Origin of the sequence: Falsihalocynthiibacter sp. CO-5D18 (assembly GCF_041205445.1) — a bacterium.
GTDB lineage: Bacteria > Pseudomonadota > Alphaproteobacteria > Rhodobacterales > Rhodobacteraceae > Falsihalocynthiibacter > Falsihalocynthiibacter arcticus.
In genome coordinates, this window is record NZ_JBGFCF010000018.1 from 44996 (window position 1) to 63057 (window position 18062).

Consider the following 18062-nt stretch of genomic DNA (forward strand, 5'->3'; position numbering starts at 1 on the left):
GTGAAAAGAGGCTTGACCCCAGCGCTCCACAAACTTAGAGAAGCCCGACAAGTGTGGGCCGGTAGCTCAGTTGGTAGAGCAACTGACTTTTAATCAGTAGGTCTCGGGTTCGGATCCCGACCGGCTCACCAAATATTTCAATGGGTTAGCAGTTTTCTGCTAATCCATTTTTTGTTTGTGGCAACCACCTAGCAATCGCCCTGCATAGAAAAGCGTAGATTTTAGTGGTACTCCGAGTGCGAGTCGTGTGGGCTAATTTCTAATTTAAACAGATACTTGCAGTGAGATGATTGTAGAGCCCCAAGAGTATTTTCGGTGCGTGGCAAGATTATTTATAGCAAGTGATTTTCTGCCCAAACCTGACCTTGGTGTATTGCGCAACTAACGGCAGGTCTGGGCCCATTGCGGAAGTGCAAAAATCTTGCTGCGAGCGCTTGCAGAACGACAAATGCCGCAGGAGTATAAATTTCAGCGGACGTTGCCTCGACGGCTAATGTGTTCGCGCACATGCTCTTCAACTGACACGAATTGGTAGTTGAGGTATACTAGGTCGGTGTGGTCAACCAAATCTAGGAGATAAGAGATGACCCAACACACAATTGAAACAGTCACCTTCAAGCTGAATGATGGCGTAACCCGTGAAGCATTTGCCAAAGCGGCAAAAGCCATAACCGACTTTGCCCGCAAACAGGAGGGCTTTGTTTCGCGCCGATTGTCCTGCAGCGATGATGGGCTTTGGATCGAACATGTGGAATGGGAAACGCTTGAAGCGGCCCAAGCTGCAGGGGCTCAAATTGGGAACGAGCCAAGCCTAGAGGCCTGTATGAAAGCGATCGACGGGCCAAGCGTTGTCTTGCATCATACCACCTTGGAAATCAGCGTGAATTAGGGGCGAATATGCGTCGGAGCGACCGTCTTTCGGAGATAATCGAGATTGTTCAAGATGGTCGCTTGCACTTGGCCCGCGATATTGCCGAGCGTTTGGAAGTCTCGGTGCGCACCATCTATCGGGATTTTGATACGCTTGTTGCGTCAGGCATCCCGATAGATGGTGAGCGCGGCGTTGGATATATGTTGCGCGAACCTGTGTTTCTTCCACCGATGAACCTTTCGTTGGCAGAATTGGAAGCTCTACACTTGGGTATGGCCATTGTAGCAGAAGCTGCTGACACAGAATTGCAATCGGCAGCGGCATCTCTAACCAAGAAAATTGACAAAGTAGCTACGGCTAACGGCACAGTCCCTAAACGTTGGGGATTTGGCGTCTATCCGTTTGTGCAAGCCAAGATTGGCTTTGAACATATGCCACGAATTCGCGCGGCTATCCGCAACAAAGAAAAGCTGAAAATAGCCTATCTGTCCTTAGAAAATCATGCCTCTACCCGTGTGGTTTGGCCGTTGCAAAACGCCTATTGGGGGCGGGTTTGGACCATGACTTGTTGGTGCGAAAAGCGAGGTGATTTTAGATCGTTTAGGATTGACTGCTTAACCAGTTGTAACCTGACCGGTGCCTATTTTGACGACGAACGGGAGCAGCTATTGGAAGAATACCTTGAAAGAGTAAACGCTGAAATGGAGCAGAATGTCGAAAGACATTAACGGGAGGCCAGAAAATTGTGGACCCGTTGCTGCACTGCGGAGACGCCGCGACTGGTCTTACTCGGCACTTCCAAGGCTTGCCGCACCTCAAGCGTTCCTATATTGTTCCTAGTGAGGATTTACGTTTTTAAACTTGGAGAATTGTACGATGATCGAAGGAAGTTGTTGCTGTAGAGCAGTTAGATTTGAACTGTTGAATGCCCCGTCAATGGTTGGCACCTGTCACTGCTCAAGATGTCGCAAGGTCGGTGCAAGCACTATAGCATTCGTTAAAAAAGAGGACCTAAAATGGGTCGAAGGTCGGGAACACGTTCAACTTTTTGAACCGGCGGCCCCTTATATTTACGGCCGCTGTTTCTGTAGAATCTGCGGAAGCTCACTTGGCGAGATTTTGTCCGAAGAAGATAGCTTCCCCATCGCGGCCAATGCCCTTGATGGAGACCTCAGACTGAAGAACCAATCCCATGAATTTGTTGGCGAAAAGCCATCATGGTATGAAATCTGCGATGATGCGGCACAGAATGATGGACATCCGGAAACCTCATGATTTTCATGTGAAGGTCAAAGTTCCCTGAGGCCGAGTCTGAGACAAAAGATCATTGCGATTTGCGGTGAAAAAATCGCCAAGACGGGCGAGATGGTGGGCCTGTCATTCTATGCATTCTTCGCCAATAAGAATGATACCACTGCGCAGTCCTCCGTTGCGGACATTGATCCTTTGGCGCGGCATTTATGAGGTACTAATGTTTGCTATACGGGACGAAGGAGACATTGAAATTTTGAGCCAAGGGCTGAGACTATACGAATGAAGGTTGAGGCCCCAAATACAACCAAATTGAGGGGCAAGAATGAACCACACTATCATTCAAATTGGACTGAGTTTGGGTTTTATTTCGACTTGGGTCGGTTTTGTCTGCCTATTTCTATCTGTGATCCTGCCCAATTTGTCTTTGCTAAAAATCATTCTGTACCCTACTCACAAAGGATGGCCCGCATAAACGATGATATCCTTCGGGCAGTCAAGTCACGCATCTGGCGCGCAGGGCAACTAATGATAGCGATTGGCTCAACGGTGCTCATTTTTGCAAGCATCTTTTGGCTTGCCTTGCGTATTATTGAAACTCAAGGAATGTCTGTCCAGCGCATTTTTTTCTTAGTCGTAGTGAACACTTTGGGCTCTTAGCCGGCTTTCGCTGCGTTTAGACCAGCGGCGGGTTTGGAACCATGGCTTGATCGATTCTTTTGCGACGTTTTCCCAGAATCAGAATAACCACAACAAGGTGAGTACAGGTCATCTAAATTGGAAGACTGTCAAAATTCTGCCACTTCCTGTCTTTACGCTATTTGTGTCGTGAGTTCATTCAAAGGAGCACCCGAGTTTGGAAGACGTGTTAGAAATCATTGTCGTCTTTATCAGCCGTGCTATCTATGGAAGTGAGGACAGGCCACGGCATCCAATATGGCGCAATGCCGTCAGAGCTGTTGCTTTCGTTGGCGGGGGATCAGCAGCTATTTTTTTGCTACCCTTTTCGTTGGAATCGAAATTCCCTTGGTGGTGAAGTTGTTTTGGACGATTGGATTTTTTTGCCTGTTAATCGTTTTTCTTGCAGAATACGCACTCGGGTCAATCCGAGTATTTTGGGCTACTTTAGGCCTCATTGGCCTCCTAATTGTTTTGCTAGTCTTAAAGCTAAACTTCTATTGAGGAGAGGATTGGGGTCGTTTTAGACGGGCTGCGCGGCGAAGGCCGTGGACGGCATATCACAGGGCATCTACTACAAATGGGCGAAGGGCTTCATGGAAGCCGGCAAGCGGCGCTTGCCGGGTGACACGATCCGAGCGGTCACAACCAACGAGGTCAAAGACCTACAACGTGAAGCCCGAGATCAAAAAGAGGTTATGGCTGAGCAAACACTCGAACTCCGTTTAATCAAAAAAGCATGATCAACGGTGGGGGCGACCACGATGAGGTATGCCGCGACAGAGAAATTGGAGAGTATCCAGCTTGGTGAAGGATCGCACCTGTCTGCGCGACAAACGTTGGCCAAGCTTGGCATCCGCCGCACCATATTTTACCGCCCCCTCTCATTGACTGCATTGCAATCAACTGTCGGTCAACGGGACAAACGGACTCAAGGTTCTGGGTTGGGGCTGGCTCTATCTCAGCACTATCTTCGACGATTACAGCCGCTAGATCATCTCGTGGAAGCCCTGCACCAACATGCGGACTGAGGATGAGACTGAGGCGTTGGTTCCGTCAGGTTGTGGCCGAGTGGTGGCAAGAGACAAAGGCATGAAGCACTCACGCAGTGCACCCTATCCCCCACAGACCCAAGGCAAGATCCCCTGTCATCGCTGCAAGCCGCGACTTTTGGGCAGTGGAGCGTTGGCACCAAACCCCGAAGAACCGGATATTTCCGGAAAACTACTTCCTTCCTAGTGATCTTGAGGCGCAAAACGAAGCCTTTGTCGCGCGCCACACCCCCTTTTGACCGGCGGGTAATTCATGCATCCCTGAGAGGGGTGAGAGCCTCAGCAACGTCACGCAAGCAGATGTCTACTTTGGACGCGGCAAAGCCATTCTACAACAAAGAGACAGGTTTAAACGCAAGACACTGGAGACGCGTCGCATAATACAACTAACCAGATGAGCCAAAATCGCGCTTAAATTACGCGGCCCTTGAGGCCAAAAACTCTGCCTGCGCACACAGTAGGCCTCGGATCCCGACCGGCTCACCATTTCATTCAATTAAGCCAGTGTTTAGTGCTCCTTCTCAATTCGGTTTGAGTGAGTTTGCCTTTCAGGGGGAAGCAATACGGAAGCCGTAGGATTGAAAAGCCGTCACATCTAGTGACTTGTCCTTGGCAGCTATCGGCCTAAAATGGACATTGATGCTCAATGTAGCTAACGGCAGGTTTGAACCCGTTTTACCGAATGCAGCGCGCAGAACGCATGTCGTTTGTCATGGTCATGCGCTATAGGTTGTTTGAAATCTGCCGAGGGTATCCCATAAGATCGGGAGAACTTAGCCATCATTTATCAGGAAAAACAATTGATGAGCCGAGTTGAACGCCTTTCTCTCTATATTGCGCTGACTGCCCTGACTGCTTTCGCTATTGATGGCGTGCTGCCAGTAATGCCGATAATAGAAAGTGCTTTTGACGCTGAATCTTCGTTCTCAGGCGCGCAAATTATTACAGCCTTCGTGTTGGGCATGGCTGCCGGAGAATTGTTGATTGGCCCCATCAGCGACGCCTTCGGACGCCGCCCCGCTGTGATTTCTGGGCTGGTGGTGTTTGTCATTGGCACAGTGGTCGCCGCCACAGCAGAAAGCTTTTCGGCTGTGATTTTTGGAAGGTTCCTTCAGGGCATAGGCGTCGCTGGACCGAAAATTGGAACACGTGCAATGATCCGCGACCGGTATGAAGGCGCGGACATGGCTAGGATAATGTCGGTGATTTTCACCTTGCTTATCCTTGTGCCGATGATTGCGCCCACATTGGGTGCTTTGATCGCAGCCGCCGCTGGTTGGCGAGGCGTGTTCTGGTCGTATCTGATGTTGGCGGCGGGGATGGGCGCATGGCTGTGGCTGCGACATCCCGAGACGCTGCATTTTGAGAAACGCGTGCCCTTAAGTCCGCGCAGGTTGTGGCGAAATATCCGGAAAATGCTGTTTCGCATCGACGTTATGCCCATTGTCATCGCAACCGGTTTCGTCTTTGGCGCACAACTTACCTATTTTGCGGTGGCTGCGAACCTCTTTGGCGCGGTTTATGGTGTCTCGGCAACGATGCCCGTGTTCTTTGCACTTCTGGCAACAGGTACTGCGTTGGCTCTTGTGTTTAACGTTTGGCTGGTCGGGCGCACAGGGATGGAGGTTCCGATATTTGCGGGGCTAATGGTGCTGGGATTGTCGGGGACAGGGCTTTTGATCGCTGCCGTAATTTGCGGTGGTCACCCTCCGCTGGTCTTTCTGCTTGGTCTAACTTGGTTTGGTTTCTTTGCCCTCGGCCTTTTGTTCGGCAACCTCAATGCGTTTGCTATGCGCCCGCTCGGAGACTTGGCGGGTCTCGGGTCGTCCATCATTGCTTCAGGTTCCAGTCTAGTGGCATTTGCCTTTGCGACTGCTGTAGAAACGGTCGTTGTCGCTCCGGTTTGGGCCCTCGCGTGGGCGTTCACCCTTGCCGCCCCCCTCTCCGCGTTCTTCATCTTACTCGCAATTCCGGCTGGGTCTCGAAAGCAGTTTTTTCAAACTATGCGCAACCAGAAGTGACCCAGCGGACAATGCCAGATCAATTCGGAAGCAAAGCCCTAATTGATCAAATGGCAGTCGCTGCTTGCAGCGATGAGAGGGGCGGTTCTTGGAGAACGTGGAATGATCGGGAATAGGATCCGTCAGACCCAGCTTGCAGAACCAATAACATGCGCATCATTCGTTATGGCTCAATAGAAGGACGACCCGTCGTATTGTAAAACTCAGACAAATGTTGGCGAACACTGGACAAACCAATTGCCCGAGATACGTGGTCAGATGGAACAGGATCCTCAATCCCTCATATCCACAAGGAAGCTGATTCAGCCAGGCGTTCTCAAATCAAGAAGGGTTTTCCAACAGAATAAGACGTGAGCATACCTTGACGGTCGTCGCAGCGATTTGGTTTTATTCTGGCGCTCGGACTCGTGGCCGGACTTCTCAATTACTTGGTGGGTGACCTCCTTTGAGTTGAAGATCAGCAGGTAAAAAAATCGCTGCCTACGTCAGTGTCATCTTTTCGGAGGAAGCTACACTGGTTATTTTGCACCCAAATTGTTTACAGTCATCTTTCCACATAACTATTTGAAACTAATTTCTTTATCATCCGTTTGATACTTATGTTGTAGCATTGGGAACTATGGTTTCTTTATTTTTTCTGCAAGATCAGAAAATCGCGATTATGACACAGATTAGGTCCCCAAGGTTGTTGTCACTGATTGTAATTCTGCGGAATGCGGCTTCTTTTCTTAAAGTGAGCCTTGTTGTTGTCCTAGCTTTTGTAAACCCACCGGCAACCGCTAACCCCCTAGACAGCTCATTAACACCGATGCCGGAGGAGCGCTTTCCCTGTGCAGCCTTCACGGATGACGCGACCTAGGTTGACTTTTCTATTAGGATGCAGCTTGAGGACCGCCGTGTTCCGATGCGGGTGCCTAAACAGTACTTTGAAGATTTTTGGGATCGTAAAAGCGGCTATGAAACCACGTCGCAGCTGTTCCGCGTTGAAATTGGAAGCTTTGCATTGGTGAGTCGTCCAGAAACGTCAAAACGCAATCGCGTCGGTGTGCATAACTGGTTTACCTTCAATACTACCGACGTTGTCCCTCTCGATGAAGTGGCGGCGATTCATCTGAAACTGTCTATCTTGATAAAAGATCGAAAACGCATCTCTGGTGTTTTTACTCGATTGCCCGGGCCTCATGGATTGTATGAGTTGGGATTTTCAGGGGTACAGCTTCAATTCCGACGTCCGGAAAATGTGTATATAGTGGAAACGCCGAGCAAAGGTTTGACATCCGTCTTGGAATGCGACGCTCCTGAATCCGTTTTGAACCCAGGCTGCCAGCTCAATTTTCGTGCGTCGGGCATGGATGTGACCTTAAATTTCCAACGTTCAGACCTTCCGAACTGGCGCAAATTTCAAGCCGATACCACTCGTTTTTTAAACTGTGCAACATCCTCAGGAGCTTGATTTCTCATGACGACTTTCGACCTCGCAACAATAAATGCACCTATCATTTATAGAAGGTGCGTTGTCAGAACGTCCAGTTAGCCCGTGGGCTGGATGCTACGGGCTCACAAAAATGACGCACTATTGGGGAAACCAAGGCCGAGCGATCAAGGGCTAAGAGATCACACTCAAGCCGCGACTCAAATTTCTCTTTCGGGTTTAGCAGAGACCTGATCCAGTTATTGCAGCGAAGTGCATTTTATCCTGTGTGGATGGCTCCAGCTTTGCAAGCCCTTTTCGGTGATTGATACATTGTCAGATGCAGTCTTGTGTCCGGCCTGTTAGCGCGGCACATTTGACCGCTGGCCCTGATGGTTTCCACGAACCAAGCCCCATTCCGCAGTGCGAACATCAAGCGTTCAGGACAAAACACGGGGTATCTTGGTTTTAGGGCTGACAATTTTTCCATCACTTCATTGGTCTTGCAATCTCTTGTTCTTGATCTCTAGGGTTAGATAACTCTTACTTTGTAAGGTTCGTTGCGGGTTAAAACAGCCCAGATTATTCGCGCTGTTTTGTTGGCCATAGCAACCGCTGCCAACTCGGTTGGTTTTCGTGCCAGTATATCTGCAAACCACGGATCAAAGGCTTCTGGTGTCTTGGCAATCTGCCGTACTCGGGACACCATGCCTAAATAAAGTAAGCGTCGAATGTACTGGTCTCCCATCTTTGAGATGCGTCCCAGGCGTTCTTTTCCACCGCTTGATTTGTTGATTGGCGTCAGCCCTAACCATGCAGCAAACTCTCGACCATTGTTGAACTGTTTGCCGCTTCCAATCGTTGCTACAATCGCCGAAGCAGTAATCGGGCCGACACCCGGAATGGTTTGAAGCCGTGCAACGCGTTTCTCACGCTTGGCAATCTGGATTATCTCGCGGGAACAGCGTAGAATTTTTCCATGTAAAAACAGCATCTGGTCACCAAGCTCGACGATCACATTGCCAGCAACTTCAGGAAGGTCTGGCTGTTCTCCGTCAAGATAATTCTTCGCAAATTGAATAGCATGACCAACGCCCTGGGGAAGGACAACGCCAAACTCGGCCAATTGCGCCCGCAGCATGTTGATCGTTTGTGTTCGCTGCCGGACAATAAGATCACGGGTCCGATGAACCGCAAGTATTGCCTGTTGTTCAGGTGTCTTCACTTCGACAAACCGCATTGTAGGGCGAGTGACTGCTTCGCAGATGGCTGCTGCATCAACAGCAACTGATTTACCGCGTTTGACATAAGGCTTCACGTGAACTGGCGGGATCAGCTTGACGTTATGACCCAGTTTGGTCAATTCGCGCGCCCAGTGATGACTCGTCCCACAAGCTTCGATACCAATGAGGCAGGGATCTAAGCGTGCAAAGAACGGCAACATTTGCGATCTTCTTAAAGCACGGTTGAACGCTACATCTCCATTGTCGGCGATACCGTGGACTTGGAAAACGTTCTTAGCCAAATCAAGGCCAATCGTTGTAACTTGCATGGGGTGGCTCCTTTCAAACAGTTTATGACATCTGCAGTATGGCGCATTACGACGCCGATGGTGCAGGAGCCATCCACCCCATCCGCAATGCAGCCATCGGCGTGTATCGCGGAGAATGGTCGGTTCTCTGTTTCCTCAACGCCCGCAAGTTCGCTCACGTGGGCATGACAGATCGCACGAACGATAGTTCTTTACCTAAATTCCAACCGCAACCATACGCGACCTAAACGTTCGGCTCCGCAAGCTGCATATCGGACCGTTCCGGTAATGATTTGCACGAAACGAGCGCCTAGTGCTCGAGGCTGTAATCATCAACGGCCGCTAGAATTCGAAAGTCGCGTTCGTCAGTCAGAGCATCAGGCACGAAATCAAAACAAAAGCGTTGGTTTGGTCTTTCCGGCAGTACCTTTGGCTGGCACGTGCCCAAGGGTCGCCGTCCAGCGCCCGCGCCTCATCGGATCCGATGTTTCCCTTAGTCTTTGCAAAACGTTACCGAGATCTTCCGTGCCCCCGACATCTGTCAGCGGACTTAGAGAAAATATATTGCTCTTTGATCATCGATACGATCCGTTCGTCTTTAAATCGTGCCTTTATAGCTGAGTTTTTTTCTTCGAAATTAGGACAGGCGCAAACTCAAAGATTCTCCTTGAGTCTGCGCCTGTTTCTCGAGAAAAACCTCGGTGAGTTAAGGTGCAAAGCCCGTTTTTGAGATGAAATCGATTTCGACGCAGATGTCTCTGAACCCAATAGTAGGATCAGTCGTGCGATACTAAGGTATTATCTGGCGCGTAAATTACCTCAAATTTCTCAAAAATATCCCCTCACAAGAGATGTCGAAATTAAGGTCCATCCATCTGCAACCACGAAGAATGCCAGCTTGAATGGGAGGGACACAACGGCTGGAGGAACCATCATCATACCCATCGACATAAGCACGGCAGCTACCACAAGATCGATAATTAGGAATGGTAGGAAAACCAAAAATCCGATCTCGAACGCACGTTCAATTTCCGACAGCAAGAAAGAAGGCACTAGCAGCGACAATGGGTGGTCCTGCGTGCTTTCGCCAAGAACCGCGTCAGGCCGTAAAGCTGCGAGAGAATTAAACGTTTCGTCATCAATTCGGCCCGCCATGAATTCTCTAAAAGGCGCCATAGCTTCCTTGAAAGCTTCTTCCATTGGTATTTGGTTTTCAATTAATGGCGAAATTCCCTTGATCCAGGCTTCTGTAAAAACGGGCTCCATGACGAAGTATGTCAAAAAGAGCGCTAAACTCACGATCAACATGTTAGGAGGAGATTGTTGTAGGCCAATTGCTTGTCGAAGTATTGACAGAACAGTCACAATAAATGGGAAACAGGTTACCATAATTGCTAGACCCGGAACGATACTTAAGATCGTTATTAAAGCGATCAGTTGAACGCTTCGAGCTGCAATCGAGCCATCGTCCCCCAGTGAGAGGGATAACTCTTGGGCGAAGGCGGGCTGATTTAAAACAACCAAGAATACGGTTGCGGCCCCCATCGCCCAAACTGTTTTAAAATTCATGATCCTAGAGGCTTTCCTGAATATTGATAACTTCCGTCAGGCGAACAGCAAGCTGTCCGGCCTTGTCGCCCTCTAGTTCTTGAAGCTCACCTTTTGCTATGAGTCGATTGCCGACAAACAACTCGACGGGCTGGTCTATTGTTCTGTCGAGTTCAAGGATGGAATCTTGATCCAGAAGTAGTAAGTCTTTCACCAATGGGCGGGCTTTTCCGACCGAAACAGTGATTTCAATAGGTACCTTTGTGAAAGGGTTACCTTTCTTGCCGTCGACCGAAGAGCTATCCATAATTTGTTTCCTTATCTTCCGTTTCAAAAAAACCGTCCAAGGCGCTTGAAAACCCGTCGAGCAACCCGTCCAAATCCACTTGGGTCTCCGCTTCCCCAATGCGGATATAGACCTGCCCATCACCCAAGGATTCTTCCTCAATTATTTTGAGGGGAAGACTATCTTGTCCTGCCGCTAGTTTTTCCAACGCATGCCTGTTCATAGGTCCAACGACGAGTTCTACCGGGATCGAGCTTTGCGTTCCGGCCATCTCAATAATTTGGTCGGCGACGAGTGGTCCAATTGCGCTTTTCGCCATTTTTGGAAGGACCTTGGCGACCATTTCTCTCAGGAGTGGCTCTAGCGACTTTAGGATCGTGGCCCTTACTTCGTGGTACGTAAATGCAAGTTCATTGAGGTTTCGGGCGAAATCGGAAGAAACTCTCTCCTGATCAGAAACATGCGATGAAAGAGAATCGTCCCAACCAGCTTTGTAGCCTTGCTCGAAAGCCTCAAGCCTTGTTTCTTCTAGGGACGAAAAATCAAGCGCGTCGTCTTGCACGTGAGACAAAACCTTGCCGCTTTCAAATACTTCAAGTTTAAACGGTTTTGACATTACGCGGTTTCCTCATCTTCCATCCAGCTTTTCAGGGTTGCGACGGTTTCCTCTTGGCGCTCCTTAATCATTTCTCGAAGCCTCGCGACGGGATCATCGGAATCTAACTCATTCATAGAGTTCCCCGCGAAGCCGGAGGCCATCGGGAGACTAGGGAGCCCTCCTAAATCGGGCAGGTCAAAATCAGTAACGGTCGACATCGCGGGAGAAGAGAAGCTGTTATCGTCGATCTCTCCGTTTAAGGCGGGTGGTACCGAAAGGTCAAAACTGGGCATTGGGGGAATTGGCGGTGCGATAACTGGCTGCGGCGCACTACTGGCGATTTCAAGGGTGCCGCTGGTTAAAATTGGCCTTACGACAAACAACCCTAAAATAATTGCAACAAGGCCAAGGACCACCAGTTGAATAACCGTCATAACGTTGACACCCAAGGATGTAATCGTTGAAATTGTGGCCTCGGTGCCAACGTCGGCAAGCGGCTCAAAGGCCATAGATTTGATTGTTATGGTGTCCCCGCGCGATTCGTTGAAGCCCACGGTTGATGCGACAAGGTCTCTCAGGGATGCAATTTCTTCGTCGCTACGGGGTTGGAAGTTCTCGCTTCCATCTGTTTCAATAGTTCGCAATCCATCTACCAATACAGCGACACTTAAGCGCTTTATTGCTCCAGGAACCTTTAGGATTTCCCGCTTAACTTCTGAAACTTCGTAATTTGTGCGCTCCCGGATTTCACTGTTTTGACTGGTGCTGGTATCGCCACCACCTTCCGCATCTCCTGCGGGAAGATTGCTCGCAACAGTAACACTACCGGATCCACTTTCATTTGAATTTGTGGAGCGTTCTTCTGTGTCGGTGCTGATTGCGACCCGAGAGTCAGGATCGAAAGTCCGCTCGAAAATGGATTCACTGTCGGTTTCCGTCTCGACGCTTACTTCTACAATAGCCTTTCCGACCCCAACGCGTGCCTCAATAATGCGCTCCACACTTCGGCGCATTTCAAGGGCTTTATCGTCCGAGGAACTTCCGCCAGACAGCGAATCATCGGCTCCGATAATCACTCCGGCGCGCGCATCGATAATTGACACATTTTCCGGCGTGAGGCCCGCAACGGCTGATGCCACTAAATTTCTTAACGCCCGCGCTTGTGCGCCGTCCACACCCGCGCCTTGACTGGAAACCGTCACAGATGCTGAAAGGCTCGTGTCGCGTCGGAAAGGTTGTGATGATGAGTTTGAAAGGTGAACTCTCGCGGCTCGAATATTCGGGCTGACCAGAATTGTCCGCGCTAATTCCCCTTCTTTTGCGCGCCAATAAGCAGCATCGAACATTTGCGACGTTGTTCCAAATCCGGACAGCGTATCAAGGAGCTCGTAACCCTTAGTACTATTGGCAGGAAGCCCTTCTGCCGCAAGCGTCATGCGCAACTCATCGCGGCGGCTCGAATCGACATAAATCGATTCCCCTCGGACTTCGTAGTCTACATTGCGCTGCTCAAGGCTTTCGACTACATCCCCTGCCGCATTTGCTTCGACGCCTGCATACAAGAGGGCCATTCCGGGATTTGCGGCAATGCGAGAGAGCCCCAGAATCGCCGCGAACATGGCCACAGTAGAGACGACGACCATTATTCGGCGGCGCGGGTTGAGAGAAAACCAAACAGACAGGAGCTGTTGCAAATTGATATTCCTTTATTCAGGGCTTCTGCCACTTCTTCAAAAATGACTTTCTGCGAACAGCCTTAACAATCGGTTAGTTTTCGTCTGCCTATAAAGAACATGTTGAAACTTAATGGTGATGACATGGCCGACAAAGAGCAGCCTACTGGCGAGAACGAACAGAAAAAGTCCTCCAAGAAACCTATGGTCATAGGTTTGGTCCTATTGCTTCTGGGGGGAGGCGGTGGCTTTGCTGCCGTAAAAACAGGGATGATTTTTGGCCAGCCAAGCGATGATCCGGAAATTGAACATGTGGAAATAGATGCGCTTCCAAATGTTGAGTTTGTTCCTCTAGATCCGTTGCTCATTTCACTGGGTGGTCCGGGCAGATCAAAGCATCTTCGCTTTACGGCTCAGATCGAAGTTGAGCCAAAAAGCGTTGCGGACGTTACGCGATTGGTTCCGCGCATTGTTGACGTCCTAAATAGTTATCTTCGGGCAGTTGATATCACCGAACTTGAGAGCCCGTCCTCGCTTATTAAGCTACGCGCGCAGATGCTGCGTCGTATTCAAATGGTAACTGGCGAGGGACACGTCCGGGATCTTCTCATCATGGAATTTGTTTTAAATTAGGAGGTTCCTATGACACTTATTGCCGACATATTACTCATCGCTGGCGCCCTTGGTTCCGCTATCTACTGCATCGTACTTTCCCGCCGACTCAAAAAATTCAATGATTTGGAGCATGGAGTGGGTGGTGCCGTGGCTTTGATGTCGACCCAAGTTGACGATATGACCAAAACTCTATCCAAGGCCCAAAACGCCGCAATTTCTTCCACTTCTTCACTATTAGAGTTAACGACGCGTGCTGAAAAATCCGCGCAACATTTGGAACTTCTCGTTGCTTCCTTGCACGACTTACCAAAAGCGTCTGAGCCTGAGTTGCGCCCGAAGGATGATGAGAAAGTCGTTGAGTATGAGGATCTTCAGTTTTTGAGGCACAGTCAAAAACCAAAAGAGGAGACTACCGCATGACTGCGAGCAAGCGTTCAACTCCGAAAAAAAGGAAGGCGAGGCAAGGCCGTTACGCTCTTTTCATTGTTTCGGCGCTTTTTGTAATGTCGGGAGTATTAAGGCTCGGTGGTGGAACCGGCATCGCCATAGCTAAGGAAATTGAAGCGCTTCGTGCAAATGAGAGTGATGGGGAATCAGCTTTGTGCGAACCAAGTGCTGGTATTGCAAATTTGCTTTCTGACCTAAGTTCACGAGAAGAACGCGTCATGAACAGAGAACTCGCGCTTGAGAATCGTATGGTCGCTCTCGAGTTGGCAGAGAAAAAATATTCTGAGAGTTTGGCCGAACTCATCGAGGCGGAATTGGCGCTGGACGCCACTATAGTACGAGCGGACTCCGCATCAGAATCGGATTTAGGCCAGTTAACCGCGATGTATGAAAACATGAAGTCAAAAGATGCCGCCGCGCTTTTCGAAGAAATGGATCCAAACTTTTCATCGGGTTTCCTCGTGCGAATGAAGCCAGATGCCGCGGCGGATATTCTGGCGGGGCTCAAACCAGAAACCGCTTATGCGATTAGTGTCATTCTGGCGGGCCGAAATGCCAATGTTCCTCGAGAAGGCCTATAATCGAAAAACATTCTTAACACCCTTTTGCCATAGTGAGTGCAACAAAACTGAAATGGATCGATTTACGCTATGCTGGGAATTATTGGAATCATAGTCATATTTGTTATGGTATTTGGGGGATATCTCGCCGCTGGCGGTAAGATGTCAATTATCCTGAAGTCTCTTCCTTTCGAGTTTATGATGATTGGTGGCGCAGGTACTGGCGCATTTTTGATCTCTAACGATGGAGCCGGCGCGAAATCTACAATCAAAGATCTTGGAAAGGTCTTCAAAGGCGTTAAGTGGAAGCACTCAGACTATCGAGATATGCTTTGCCTGCTTTTTGAACTTATTCGTTTGGCTCGTCAGAACCCCGTTGGGCTTGAGGAGCACATAGAAGCGCCAGAAACATCGTCAATTTTCACAAGATACCCGAAAATCCTGTCGGACAAAGAGGCTGTTGCACTCATTTGTGATACCCTTCGCTCGGCATCGATGAATTATGATGACCCGCATCAAGTAGAAGAAGTGCTTGAGAAGCGCATGGAGGCCAATTTCCACCATGCGATGCACGGAAGCCACGCTATGCAATCACTTGCGGATGGCCTTCCTGCACTTGGAATTGTTGCCGCGGTTCTTGGCGTTATAAAAACAATGGCGTCCATCGACCAGCCGCCAGAAGTTCTTGGGAAACTAATCGGCGGCGCTCTCGTTGGTACCTTTTTGGGTGTATTTTTAGCTTATGGATTGATGGGTCCATTCGCTGCAAAAGTACAGTCTGTTGTAGAGGAGGATTCACACTTTTATGGCCTAATTCGAGTAGTCTTAGTGGCAAATCTACATAATCATTCGACAAACATTTGTATAGAAGTCGGCAGGCAGAATACGCCAAGTCATAGTCGCCCAAGTTTTAGCGAACTGGAAGAAGCTCTAAAAGACGTGAAAACCGAGGCCGCATGAAACGGATCGTTCAAATAGTCTTATTGTTGTTGGTTTCTTTTCCAGCATACTCCCAAACAATTATCGCTAGATCTGGGGAACATGAAAACTTTTCTCGTATTGTTTTGCCTTTTCAAAATGCGGTGACCTGGGAAATGGGGCGGTTTGATGGTGGATACATTGTACGATTTGAAACGCCAATTGATGAAATCGATTTTTCAAATGTGTATCGGCTAATACCGAGAACGCGGATTTCCGATCTCGAGTTTGCATCGCAGAAAAACGAAATTAGGCTGTTTGTGAATTGCACCTGCCATGCAAATGCCTTCGATTTCAAAGAAGGGAAGCTGGTTTTGGACGTTTTAGATGGCCAACCAATCTCGGGCTCTCTGTTTGAAAACGCTCTAAGGAGTATAGAAGATGAGGGGCCAGACGACAGAACTGTGATCGCGGCTCAACCTATTATTCGATTACTTGATACCAATGCGCCTCTTCAAGAAAAGAAAGACAATGATGTTAGTAAGTCAGAAATTGACAAAGCAAAAAATCATGCGCTAGATTTTGCTTTAAAACCACTGCCAGCTTCAGAACGCGGTGTTTCATTGTTGTTCGATACATTTCCTAGGCTTTTGAACGAACCCGCTAACACCGCCATTGCAGAAATTTCTAGTGGCAAAATAACAGGAATGGAATCGAGGTTGGCCAACCAAATTGGGCGCGCCTCCACCCAAGGTCTTCTAGAACCAAATTTGCTGGAAAGGCCGACCTTTCCACCTCAACCGATCATTCTGAATGAACCGCTTGCCTCAGGAAGTGTTGGCCCGACTGCCGAGGTTCCCAACAGAAAAGCTCCACATATCCGCATTCAAGCAACAACCAGCATTGATCAAGGCGTGATTGATGCGTTTGCCAACAGCGGTCCACTTCGAACGAATGGGCTAAAGAACGAATGTCTACCGAAGGAGGCATTTAGTGTTGAGAATTGGGGAACCGAGGGGGCGATATTCTCGGGAATTTCTAACGCTCGCATTCGGCTGTTTAGTGAATTCGACGCAGCATCAAATGAGGCGGCCGAAAGCCTCGCAATGGCGTATATTTACGCTACTTTCGGTAGTGAGGCAATGCAAGTAATTAGAACACAAAGTACTCAGCTTAGTAACCATAATTTGCTTTTTGAAATTGCTTGGACACTTGAGTATGGCAGCGGAATTCAGGAGGGTGTCCTGTCTGAACAGCTTAACTGCGCCACTGCGGGTGCCATGTGGGCAATTCTCTCAGGCAATGAGATTCCGAAAAACCATTCCATTAACCTACCTTTCGTGAAGAAATCGTTTTCTGAACTGCCACTACATCTGCGCCGCTATTTGGGCCCACGATTGGTGGAAAAGTTTTTACAAGCAAGCGATCGCAAAACTGCAGTAGAAATTAGGAATGCAGTTAGTAGGGCGGAAGGGCAACACGGCGACGAATTCACCTTAGCGGATGCCAAATTAGAAATTTCTCAAGGCTACTCGATTAAGGCAATAGATTCATTGTCAACGATTGCTGGAGGTGGCTCGGAAACCTCAATCGAAGCTCTACTTGAAATTGTTCAAAATGAAATTCTAAATAAAAAACCCATTTTAAAATCTAGAATTCTGGAACTCGAAGCTTTGACGTTTGAATTGCGAGGTACTGAAATAGAAGCCAAAATCATACCAACGTTAGTAGCAGCCATAGTGAAAAACAACAGTCTTCAGAAGGCGTGGGACATCTTGGCAGCGTCATCTGAAACGAACGTTTTGACACCAGAAATCAGCTTGAGCTTGTTTTCTCAAACTCTGATTGGGGCATATGAGAATATGGACACTGCGAAATTTCTTGAGTTTGTCTACACTAACGAAGAATTGATTGTTGCGCTGGACCTTTCACGTTCTTTGAAACAACGCTTGGCCAAGCGACTAGTTGACAATGGGTTGTCAAGTTTTCCGGTAAAAATTTTAGGAATTCAAGAGCAGGACGAAGAAGGTGACGCTTTGATATTTGCCGCCGCTGCCAACAATAGAAACGAGCCGCACATGGCTGTAGAGTTGACAGCAAATTACCCCAACAATGAGACAGCTACACGAATCCGAATTAGAGCCGCAGTTTTGTTAAAAGACAATAAGCTTAGAGCTTTTGAGGAAGCTAAGCTTGGCAATGATGACGCAGCCATTGAAGCTCAATGGAGAGGTCGAGACCTTGCGGCCATTTCTAGGCAATCATCTTCAGACTTGAGTGCGGCTGCAACGCTACTTGATGTTCAAGATAAAACTTCCGTGGAGAATAAGGTCGAAGATATCAAACTTGCTTCATTGAGGGGAAAACTGAATGAAATTCGTAACGTTAGGAGAGTCGCAACCGAACTTCTAGTTAAATTTGGGGGCCCTTTAGGAGATAATTGATGCGGTTTTCTTTTCGGAATAATATTGCGGTAATCCCCCGGTAATCCCCCCATTTCTAATGGGGTGCGGCTGTAGAACTTACGCGGCCATTTTCAGTTTCTGGGCGGGGGTCATGCCGCCTATGCCCATATTCGGGCGGTCATTGTTGTAAGTCCATA

General features: G+C 48.7%; 17 protein-coding genes, 1 tRNA gene and 2 pseudogenes. 14 read left to right on the forward strand and 6 right to left on the reverse strand.

The genetic code is table 11. The annotated features are described in order from the left end of the window. Positions 1–55: 55 nt before the first annotated feature. The 8 genes and pseudogenes from AB9F27_RS19250 (at position 56) to AB9F27_RS19280 (ending at position 5873) form a co-directional block, all read left to right on the forward strand. Positions 56–131 (forward strand) — tRNA-Lys (locus AB9F27_RS19250). A 452-nt stretch (positions 132–583) separates the two neighbouring features. Beyond that, positions 584–889: a hypothetical protein gene (locus AB9F27_RS19255; protein ID WP_335586154.1), complete on the forward strand. Its 306-nt coding sequence runs from the start codon at positions 584–586 to the stop codon at positions 887–889. 8 nt (positions 890–897) lie between these two features. Next, a complete protein-coding gene (locus AB9F27_RS19260; protein ID WP_335586155.1) occupies positions 898–1599 on the forward strand; it encodes a YafY family protein in 702 nt (233 codons plus the stop codon). Between the two features lie 208 nt (positions 1600–1807). Further along, complete coding sequence (locus AB9F27_RS19265; RefSeq protein ID WP_335586158.1) at positions 1808–2146, forward strand: GFA family protein; 339 nt, start codon at positions 1808–1810, stop codon at positions 2144–2146. Between the two features lie 72 nt (positions 2147–2218). Next, entirely contained in the window at positions 2219–2335 is a 117-nt protein-coding gene (locus AB9F27_RS19270; protein WP_335586159.1) for a DUF6500 family protein, read from the forward strand. Positions 2336–3348: 1013 nt separating this feature from the next. Further along, positions 3349–3543, forward strand: coding sequence for a hypothetical protein (locus AB9F27_RS19275; protein WP_335586156.1), 195 nt, complete (start codon positions 3349–3351; stop codon positions 3541–3543). Positions 3544–3733: 190 nt separating this feature from the next. Continuing rightward, positions 3734–4250: pseudogene (locus AB9F27_RS22240) on the forward strand (hypothetical protein); the annotation flags it as partial. A gap of 405 nt (positions 4251–4655) precedes the next feature. After that, positions 4656–5873, forward strand: coding sequence for an MFS transporter (locus AB9F27_RS19280; RefSeq protein ID WP_335586850.1), 1218 nt, complete (start codon positions 4656–4658; stop codon positions 5871–5873). A gap of 81 nt (positions 5874–5954) precedes the next feature. Here AB9F27_RS19280 and AB9F27_RS19285 read toward each other — a convergent pair. Further along, a pseudogene (locus tag AB9F27_RS19285) lies at positions 5955–6150 on the reverse strand (transposase); the annotation flags it as partial. Between the two features lie 600 nt (positions 6151–6750). Between AB9F27_RS19285 and AB9F27_RS19290 the strand changes: the two are divergent. Then, the gene (locus AB9F27_RS19290) at positions 6751–7326 is read left to right on the forward strand and encodes a hypothetical protein (RefSeq protein WP_369758020.1); all 576 of its coding nucleotides are present in this window, start codon (positions 6751–6753) and stop codon (positions 7324–7326) included. 490 nt (positions 7327–7816) lie between these two features. Here AB9F27_RS19290 and AB9F27_RS19295 read toward each other — a convergent pair whose 3' ends face one another. The 5 genes from AB9F27_RS19295 to fliF all read right to left on the reverse strand — a co-directional run bounded on the left by AB9F27_RS19295 (position 7817) and on the right by fliF (position 12941). Then, complete coding sequence (locus tag AB9F27_RS19295; protein WP_335586848.1) at positions 7817–8836, reverse strand: IS110 family transposase; 1020 nt, start codon at positions 8834–8836, stop codon at positions 7817–7819. A gap of 807 nt (positions 8837–9643) precedes the next feature. Further along, on the reverse strand, positions 9644–10384 hold the full coding sequence (fliP, locus tag AB9F27_RS19300) for a flagellar type III secretion system pore protein FliP (RefSeq protein WP_369756758.1): 741 nt from the start codon (positions 10382–10384) through the stop codon (positions 9644–9646). 4 nt (positions 10385–10388) lie between these two features. Then, on the reverse strand, positions 10389–10670 hold the full coding sequence (locus AB9F27_RS19305) for a FliM/FliN family flagellar motor switch protein (RefSeq protein WP_082802213.1): 282 nt from the start codon (positions 10668–10670) through the stop codon (positions 10389–10391). Continuing rightward, a complete protein-coding gene (locus AB9F27_RS19310) occupies positions 10663–11265 on the reverse strand; it encodes a flagellar biosynthesis protein (protein WP_335586847.1) in 603 nt (200 codons plus the stop codon). The genes AB9F27_RS19305 and AB9F27_RS19310 overlap by 8 nt, the downstream gene beginning before the upstream one ends. After that, on the reverse strand, positions 11265–12941 hold the full coding sequence (gene fliF / locus AB9F27_RS19315; RefSeq protein WP_335586846.1) for a flagellar basal-body MS-ring/collar protein FliF: 1677 nt from the start codon (positions 12939–12941) through the stop codon (positions 11265–11267). Before fliF ends, AB9F27_RS19310 begins: the two co-directional genes overlap by 1 nt. 123 nt (positions 12942–13064) lie before the next feature. Here fliF and fliL point away from each other — a divergent pair, with 123 nt between their 5' ends. From fliL to AB9F27_RS19340, 5 genes are all read left to right on the forward strand, one after another. Beyond that, a complete protein-coding gene (fliL, locus tag AB9F27_RS19320; RefSeq protein ID WP_335586845.1) occupies positions 13065–13553 on the forward strand; it encodes a flagellar basal body-associated FliL family protein in 489 nt (162 codons plus the stop codon). A gap of 9 nt (positions 13554–13562) precedes the next feature. After that, a complete protein-coding gene (locus AB9F27_RS19325) occupies positions 13563–13955 on the forward strand; it encodes a hypothetical protein (RefSeq protein WP_335586844.1) in 393 nt (130 codons plus the stop codon). Next, on the forward strand, positions 13952–14563 hold the full coding sequence (locus AB9F27_RS19330) for a MotE family protein (protein ID WP_039003217.1): 612 nt from the start codon (positions 13952–13954) through the stop codon (positions 14561–14563). Before AB9F27_RS19325 ends, AB9F27_RS19330 begins: the two co-directional genes overlap by 4 nt. Positions 14564–14632: 69 nt before the next feature. Further along, the gene (gene motA, locus AB9F27_RS19335; RefSeq protein WP_335586843.1) at positions 14633–15502 is read left to right on the forward strand and encodes a flagellar motor stator protein MotA; all 870 of its coding nucleotides are present in this window, start codon (positions 14633–14635) and stop codon (positions 15500–15502) included. Further along, entirely contained in the window at positions 15499–17904 is a 2406-nt protein-coding gene (locus AB9F27_RS19340; protein ID WP_335586842.1) for a hypothetical protein, read from the forward strand. Before motA ends, AB9F27_RS19340 begins: the two co-directional genes overlap by 4 nt. Positions 17905–18062: the final 158 nt, after the last annotated feature.

What these genes read in the sequence shown, in the direction of transcription:
- AB9F27_RS19255 (WP_335586154.1), top strand. Translation starts at nt 584, where the DNA reads ATGACCCAACACACAATTGAAACAGTCACCTTCAAGCTGAATGATGGC.
- AB9F27_RS19260 (WP_335586155.1), top strand. Translation starts at nt 898, where the DNA reads ATGCGTCGGAGCGACCGTCTTTCGGAGATAATCGAGATTGTTCAAGAT.
- AB9F27_RS19265 (WP_335586158.1), top strand. Translation starts at nt 1,808, where the DNA reads ATGGTTGGCACCTGTCACTGCTCAAGATGTCGCAAGGTCGGTGCAAGC.
- AB9F27_RS19280 (WP_335586850.1), top strand. Translation starts at nt 4,656, where the DNA reads ATGAGCCGAGTTGAACGCCTTTCTCTCTATATTGCGCTGACTGCCCTG.
- AB9F27_RS19290 (WP_369758020.1), top strand. Translation starts at nt 6,751, where the DNA reads ATGCAGCTTGAGGACCGCCGTGTTCCGATGCGGGTGCCTAAACAGTAC.
- AB9F27_RS19295 (WP_335586848.1), bottom strand. Translation starts at nt 8,836, where the DNA reads ATGCAAGTTACAACGATTGGCCTTGATTTGGCTAAGAACGTTTTCCAA.
- fliP (WP_369756758.1), bottom strand. Translation starts at nt 10,384, where the DNA reads ATGAATTTTAAAACAGTTTGGGCGATGGGGGCCGCAACCGTATTCTTG.
- AB9F27_RS19305 (WP_082802213.1), bottom strand. Translation starts at nt 10,670, where the DNA reads ATGGATAGCTCTTCGGTCGACGGCAAGAAAGGTAACCCTTTCACAAAG.
- AB9F27_RS19310 (WP_335586847.1), bottom strand. Translation starts at nt 11,265, where the DNA reads ATGTCAAAACCGTTTAAACTTGAAGTATTTGAAAGCGGCAAGGTTTTG.
- fliL (WP_335586845.1), top strand. Translation starts at nt 13,065, where the DNA reads ATGGCCGACAAAGAGCAGCCTACTGGCGAGAACGAACAGAAAAAGTCC.
- AB9F27_RS19325 (WP_335586844.1), top strand. Translation starts at nt 13,563, where the DNA reads ATGACACTTATTGCCGACATATTACTCATCGCTGGCGCCCTTGGTTCC.
- AB9F27_RS19330 (WP_039003217.1), top strand. Translation starts at nt 13,952, where the DNA reads ATGACTGCGAGCAAGCGTTCAACTCCGAAAAAAAGGAAGGCGAGGCAA.
- motA (WP_335586843.1), top strand. Translation starts at nt 14,633, where the DNA reads ATGCTGGGAATTATTGGAATCATAGTCATATTTGTTATGGTATTTGGG.
- AB9F27_RS19340 (WP_335586842.1), top strand. Translation starts at nt 15,499, where the DNA reads ATGAAACGGATCGTTCAAATAGTCTTATTGTTGTTGGTTTCTTTTCCA.